Below are 881 nucleotides of genomic sequence, written 5' to 3' on the forward strand. Positions count from 1 at the left end.
TGACATGGTACGAGGCACCATGTAAGGACCGATACGCTTCAACGCCTTTTTCACGCAGCGTGTCGACTGCCGCCGCTTGGTTTAGTGATGACGCACCACCAGAACCCGCAACGATACCTGTACGGTCGTTTGAAACTTGATCTTCTGTCAGGCCCGCATCCGCGATTGCCTGTTCCATCGATAGGTATGCATACGCAGCCGCATCGCCCATAAAGCGCATTTGTTTGCGATCGATATGATCGGCAGGAGTAATTTTCAGATCGCCCCACACCTGAGAACGCAGGCCTTCTCTTTGAATTGCTCAGACGAAGTGATACCTGATTTACCTGTCTTTCAGTAGAAGCAAGACACTTCTTCGACGTTGTTACCGATACTTGAAACAATACCCATACCGGTGATTACGACTCGTTTCATGTGACATTCCTATAATTCAAAATCCGCTAGATAATAACTAAGAAGCATAACAAAGTGGTCAGCTTTCCAGAAATTCGTACAATCGCTCTATTCTAACCGCGCTACATCACAGATTTACATCCTACTATGACATCCATTACCCATGCAGAACTCGGCTGGAATGAAGTCGGCACACCGGTTTCTGACCAATTTGATGACGTTTACTTCTCCAATGTGAACGGCCTAGAAGAAACGCGCTATGTGTTTCTTAAACAAAATCTTATTCCTGAAAGATGGCAAGAATTTGACCGCCGTCGTTTTGTGATTGGCGAAACGGGTTTTGGCACAGGATTGAATTTCCTCGCGGTTTGGCAGGCGTTCAATGACTTTCGCCGTGCAAACCCGTGATGCAGCACTCAAAGAGTTACATTTTGTCAGCTTGAAAGTTCCCCTTAGCAACAAGATTGATCAAAGCGCATCAAGCTTGG

The 881-nt window shown here is 46.4% G+C and carries 2 pseudogenes; one reads left to right on the top strand and one right to left on the bottom strand.

Going from position 1 to position 881, the window contains the following annotated elements:
- Window positions 1-414, bottom strand: a pseudogene (locus tag CIK04_RS23810) (beta-ketoacyl synthase N-terminal-like domain-containing protein); the annotation flags it as partial.
- Between the two features lie 126 nt (window positions 415-540).
- On the opposite strand from CIK04_RS23810, the pseudogene mnmC reads away from it, so the two are divergent.
- Window positions 541-881, top strand: a pseudogene (gene mnmC / locus CIK04_RS23815) (bifunctional tRNA (5-methylaminomethyl-2-thiouridine)(34)-methyltransferase MnmD/FAD-dependent 5-carboxymethylaminomethyl-2-thiouridine(34) oxidoreductase MnmC); the annotation flags it as partial.

Source organism: Vibrio sp. 03_296, from assembly GCF_002265885.1.